The following is a 6,268-nucleotide window of genomic DNA, read 5'->3' as shown; positions in this document are numbered from 1 at the left end:
CATCTTCTGGTGGGCGAGGTCGGCGACGTTGCGGTGGGTGACCGCGACGCCCTTGGGGACACCGGTCGAGCCGGAGGTGAACATCGCGTACACCGGCTGGTCGGCATGGACCCGCACCGCCGGATCGCTCGCATCGCCCTGGTCCGGCTGCCCGGCGGGGATCGGCCTGGCGCCCGCGGGCAGTCGGACCGCGCCGGGTTCGCGGTCGGTGACGAAGAAGGAGACGTCCGACTGCTCGACGATGAGCTGGACGCGCTCCATCGGGTAGCGGGTGTCGAGCGGCACGTACACCGCCCCGGCCTTGACCACGGCGAGCGTCGTGACCACCGCGTCCACGGACCGCTCCTGGAAGAGGGCGACCCGGCTGCCGGGCCGCACGCCCTCCGCGATCAGCCGGTGCGCCATCCGGTTCGCGCGCTCGTTCAGCTCGGTGTACGTCAGCTCCTCGCCGCCGTGGACGACGGCCACCGCGTCCGGGGTCCGGGCGGCCTGGGCGGCGAACAGCTCGCCGAGGCCGGCGTCCACGGTCTCGGTGACGGGGCCCGCCAACTCCTCAAGGAGAAGAGTGCGCTCGCCCTCGGACAGCAACTCCAGCTCGGCGACCGGCAGATCGGGCGTCGCGACGGCCTCGCCGAGGAGGCGTACGAGGCGCTCGGCCGTTGCCTTGATGGTGCTCGCGTCGTAGAGGTCGGTCGCGTACTCGACGGTGATGTCCAGACCGCCCGGCTCGCCCTCCGCCCCCCGGTGCTCCGCGAAGCCGAAGGTGAGGTCGAACTTGGCGACCTCCACCTTCGAGAACTCGTACGCCGTTTCCAGGGCGGGGAGTTCGGGCGCGTCCGCCGAGGTGTCGCCCAGCGTCAGCATGACCTGGAAGAGGGGGTGACGGGCGGTCGTGCGCTCGGGGTTGAGGATCTCGACCAGGCGGTCGAAGGGGAGGTCCTGGTGGTTCCAGGCGGCGAGGTCGCTCTCGCGGACCCGGGTGAGCAGGTCGCGGAAGGTGGGGTTGCCGGTCAGGTCGGTTCGCAGGATGAGGGTGTTGACGAAGAAGCCGATCAGGTCGTCGAGCTTCTGGTCGGTGCGGCCGGCGACCGGGGAGCCGAGCGGGATGTCCTGTCCTGCCCCGGAGCGGGAGAGCAGGGTCGACACGGCGGCCTGGGCGACCATGAAGAAGGTCGTGCCGGTGTCCTGGGCCAGGGCGGCGAGGGCCTGGTGCAGGGGGGCGTCGCAGTGGACGGTGTGCGTGGTGCCGCGGTAGGAGGCGGTGGCCGGGCGGGGGCGGTCGGTCGGGAGCGTGGCCTCGTCGGGCAGGTCGGCCAACGCCGTGCGCCAGAAGTCGAGTTGGCGTTCCTCGTCGCCCTCCAGCAGTTGCTGCTGCCACAGCGTGTAGTCGGCGTACTGCACCGGCAGCTCCTCCCATGCGGGGCTCTGGTCCCGGACACGGGCCTCGTAGGCGGCGGCCAGGTCGCGGAAGAGCGGCGCGTTGGACCAGCCGTCGGAGGCGATGTGGTGGATGACCAGGAGCAGGATGTGCTCCTGGTCGCCGAGGGCCAGCAGGTGGGCGCGGAGCGGGATGTCCCTGGACAGGTCGAAGGTGGCGGCCGAGAGGCCGGCCAGCCGTCCGGCGAGCGCGTCCTCCGTGACCGCGACGACGGGCAGGTCGACCGGGGAGGCCTCCCGCACCGACTGGTACGCCTTGCCCTCATGGGTCGGGTAGACGGTCCGCAGGCTCTCGTGGCGGGCGACCACGTCGCTCACCGCGAGCCGCAGGCCCTCGGTGTCGAGGTCGCCCTTCAGCCGCAGCGCCATCGGGATGTTGTACGTCGCCGACGGGCCCTCCATCTGGTCCAGGAACCACAGGCGTTGCTGGGCCGAGGACAGCGGCACCCGCTCCGGGCGCTCCTGTGCGCGGGTCAGCGCGGCCCGCGGAAGTTCACCGCTGCCCTCCGTCACCCGCTCGGACAGCGCGACCACGGTCGGGTACCGGAACAGGTCCTTGACGCCGAGCTGCACGCCGAAGGCCTGGCGGATACGGCTGATGAGCCGGGTGGCGAGCAGGGAGTGGCCGCCCAGGTGGAAGAAATGGTCGTCGATGGTGGCCGACGGGAGCCCGAGGACTGCCGCGAACAGACCGCACAGGACCTCTTCCTGAGGGGTGCGCGGGGCGCGTCCGGTGACGTCGTGGGTGACCTGCGGGGTGGGCAGCGCGCGCCGGTCGATCTTGCCGTTGGCGGTCAGCGGGATCGCGTCGAGGAGCACGAAGGCCGACGGGACCATGTACTCGGGGACTGCCGAAGTGACGTGCCGGCGCAGGTCGTTCAGGTCGACGCCGCCCTCGCCGGCCACGAGGTAGGCGACGAGTCGCTTGTCCCCGGGCCGGTCCTCGCGGACGATCACCGTGGCCTGCACGATGCTTTCATGGCCCGTCAACGCGGTCTCGATCTCGCCGAGTTCGATGCGGAAGCCGCGTAGCTTGACCTGCTGGTCGACCCGGCCGAGGTACTCCAGCGAGCCCTCGTGGTTCCACCGCACCAGGTCCCCGGTGCGGTACATCCGGGCGCCCGGCTCGCCGTACGGGTCGGCGACGAACCGCTCGGCGGTGAGCGACGGGCGGCCCACATAGCCGCGCGCCAGACCGGCCCCGGCGATGTACAGCTCACCGGGAGCACCGGCCGGAACGAGCCGGAGCGCGGAGTCGAGGACGTAGAGGCGGTGGTTGTCGAGGGCCTCGCCGATCGGGACCGTGCCCTGGTGGTTGAAGGGGCGGCGGATGCGGTGGGTGGCGGCGAAGGCGGTGGTCTCGGTCGGCCCGTAGCCGTTGACGACGGTGGTCTCCGGGCAGTGCTCGTGGATCCGTCGGACGGCCTCGGGCGGTACGACGTCCCCGCCGGCCCACACCTCCCGGAGCCCCGCGAACGCCTCCGGGGCCTCCTCGGCCATCACCCGGAACAGCCCCGCCGTCAGCCACAGACTCGTGATCGAGTACGCCGTGATCAGATCGCTCAGCGTGCCGGTCTCCAGGTGGCCCCGGGGCGCCACGACGACCGTGCCGCCGGTCAGCCACGGCACCCAGATCTCGTAGGTGGAGGCGTCGAAGGTGTGCGGGGAGTGGAAGAGGACCCGTTGGTGGACGCCGCCTTCGTACATCCGCTGGCGGGCCAGGTCGGCCACGTTGCGGTGGGTGACGGCGACGCCCTTCGGCACGCCGGTCGAGCCCGAGGTGAACATGACGTACAGCCACTGGTCGGGGTGGGTGGGGCCGCTGGGCCTGGTCGCGGGGCGGCCGTCGAGGTCCTTGGCCTCGACGACCAGGTCCCGGGCCTGCGCCCGGTGAACCAGCGGGTGGTCGGCCAGCGCCCGGTCGGTGATCAGGACCGGCGCGTCGAGCTCGTCGAGGATCTGGACGTGCCGGGTGTCCGGGTCGGCCGGGTTGAGGGGCGCGTAGGCGCCGCCCGCCTTCACGACCGCGAGCATGGCGACCAGGAGGTCGGGTGAGCGCTCCATCATCAGGGCGACGACGGATTCGGGGCCGACCCCGAGGCCGATGATCCGGTCCGCGAACCGGTCGGACTCGGCGTCGAGTTCGGCGTAGGTGAAGGTGCGCTCCTCGCACGCCACCGCGACCGCGTCCGGCGTACGGGCCACCTGCGCGGCGAACAGCTCCGCGAGGCCCGCGTCCGGCAGAGCGCCGTCGGTGACCGGGCCGGCGCCCAGCTCCAGCAGCCGCTCCCGCTCCTCGGGCCCGGTGAACTCCAGCTGTCCGACGGGCAGTTCCGGGTCGGAGACGGCCGCTTCGAGCAGTCGCAGAAGACGGTCCGCGAGCCCCTCGACGGTCCGGGCGTCATACAGGTCCGTCGCGTACTCGATGGCCAGGTCCATGCCGCCCGGCCGGCCGTCGGGCGCCCGGTGCTCGTGGAAGGAGAAGGTCAGGTCGAACTTGGCGATCTCCAGCGGGGTGAAGCCCGACTCGGTGTGCACGCCGGGGAGTTCGAGGACCGGCTTGGCCGCGTCCTGAAGGGTGAGGGCCACTTGGAAGAGCGGGTGGCGGGCGGTGCTGCGCTCGGGGTTGAGGATCTCGACGAGCCGGTCGAACGGCAGGTCCTGGTGGGCCCAGGCCGCCAGGTCGGTCTCCCGGACGCGGTCGAGCAGCTCACGGAAGGACGGGTCCCCCTCGACGTCGGTGCGCAGCACCAGGCTGTTGACGAAGAAGCCCACCAGGTCGTCGAGGCGCTGGTCGGTGCGGCCCGCGATGGGCGCCCCGATCGGGATGTCCGTCCCGGCGCCTGAGCGGGCCAGCGCGGTCGCCACCGCGGCCTGCGCCACCATGAACAGGGTCGTCCCGGTCTCCCGGGCCAGCCGGGTCAGCGCCTCGTGCAGCGCGGGCGGGCACTGCACGCCGTGCGTACGGCCCCGGAAGCTCGCGGTCGCCGGACGCGGCCGGTCGGCCGGGAGGGTCGCCTCCTCGGGCAGCTCGCCCAGCGTCTGCCGCCAGAACTCGGCCTGCCGTTCACCGTCCGTCGCGAGCAGTTCCTCCTGCCAGAGGGTGTAGTCGGCGTACTGGACCGGGAGTCGCTCCCACTCGGGTGCCCGGCCCGCGACCCGGGCGGTGTAGGCGGTCGCCACATCGCGCAGGAAGGGGGCGGTGGACCAGCCGTCGGAGACGATGTGGTGCATGACCACGAGCAGCACGTGTTCCTGCGGTCCTGTGCCGAACAGGGAGGCCCGTACGGGGAGGTCGGCGGCGAGGTCGAAGGTGCGGGCCGCCTCCGCGCCGAGCAGCGAGTCCAGGGTGTGTTCGTCGGCGGGGGTGACCGGGAGGTCCAGGCGGATCTCCCCGGCGGGCAGCACCAGCTGCCCGGCCTCTCCGTCCTCCGCCACCGAGAACAGCGTCCGCAGACTCTCGTGGCGTACGACGGTGTCGGTGAGCGCGAGCCGCAGCGCCTCGGTGTCCACGGCTCCGGTGAGCCGCAGGGCGAGCGGGATGTTGTACGTCGCCGACGGCCCCTCCAGCTGGTCCAGGAACCACAGCCTGCGCTGCCCGAACGACATCGGCACCCGCTCCGGCCGTGCCACCTCCTTCAGAACCGGCCGCCGTACGTCCTCCCCGCTGCGCAGCTCCACCAGTTCCGCGAGCGCGGCCGGGGTCGGGCCCTGGAAGAGGTCCTTGACGGTGATCCCCACGCTGAAGGCCTGCCGGATACGGCTGATGAGCCGGGTGGCGAGCAGGGAGTGTCCGCCCAGGTGGAAGAAGTGGTCGTCGATGGTGACGGACGGCAGGCCGAGGATCTCGGCGAACAGCCCGCACAGCACCTCCTCGACCGGAGTGCGGGGCGCGCGCCCGGCGGCGGTGTCGTTGCCGAGCTGCGGTGCGGGCAGGGACTTGCGGTCCACCTTGCCGTTGCTGGTCAGCGGGATCTTGTCCAGCACCACGAAGGCGGCCGGGACCATGTACTCGGGCAGCGCGTCGGCGGTGTGCCGGCGCAGTACCGCCGTGTCGACGCCGTTCTCCCCGGCGGCCACCGCATAGGCGACGAGGCGCTTGTCGCCGGGCCGGTCCTCGCGGACGGTGACGACGGCCTGCGCGACGTCCGGGTGCGCGGCGAGCACGCTCTCGATCTCGCCGGGCTCGATGCGGAAGCCCCGTAGCTTGACCTGCTGGTCGGCCCGCCCGAGGTACTCAAGGGAGCCCCGCTCGTTCCAGCGCACCAGGTCACCGGCGCGGTACATACGGGCACCGGAGGGGCCGAACGGGTCGGCCACGAACCGCTCGGCGGTCCCTGAGGGCCGGTCCAGGTAGCCCTGGGCGAGCCCGGCGCCCGCGATGTACAGCTCGCCCGGGGTGCCCGGGGCGACGAGCCGCAGGTGCTCGTCGAGGACGTAGAGGCGGTGGTTGTCGAGGGCCTCGCCGATGGGGACGGGGCCCGTGTAGTCGAAGGGGCGGCGGATGTGGTGCGTGGCCGCGAAGGTGGTCGTCTCCGTCGGGCCGTAGCCGTTGACGACGGTGATCCGGGGGTTGTGGTCCATCACCCGGCGGACGGCCTCGGGCGGTACGACGTCGCCGCCGGCCCACACTTCACGCACCCCGGCGAGGGCCCCTGGGGCTTCTTCGGCGATGAGCCGGAAGAGTCCTGCCGTCAACCAGAGGGCGGTGATGGCGTGTTCGGCGATGAGCTGCTGGTAGGCGGCGGGGTCGAGGTGTCCGGCGGGGGCGACGACCAGTGCGCCGCCGGTGAGCCACGGGACCCACATCTCGTAGGTGGAGGCGTCGAAG

Annotated in this window: 1 protein-coding gene; it reads right to left on the bottom strand. The window is 72.4% G+C overall.

Annotation, left to right across the window (positions count from 1 at the left end; all coding sequences use genetic code 11):
- Window positions 1-6,268, bottom strand: a 6,268-nt coding sequence (locus ACN6LB_RS45485) for an amino acid adenylation domain-containing protein (RefSeq protein WP_445031053.1), incomplete at both ends; no start/stop codon positions are given.

It is taken from the genome of Streptomyces sp. SAS_270, assembly GCF_052543295.1.
This window is presented reverse-complemented; position numbering and strand designations above follow the sequence as displayed.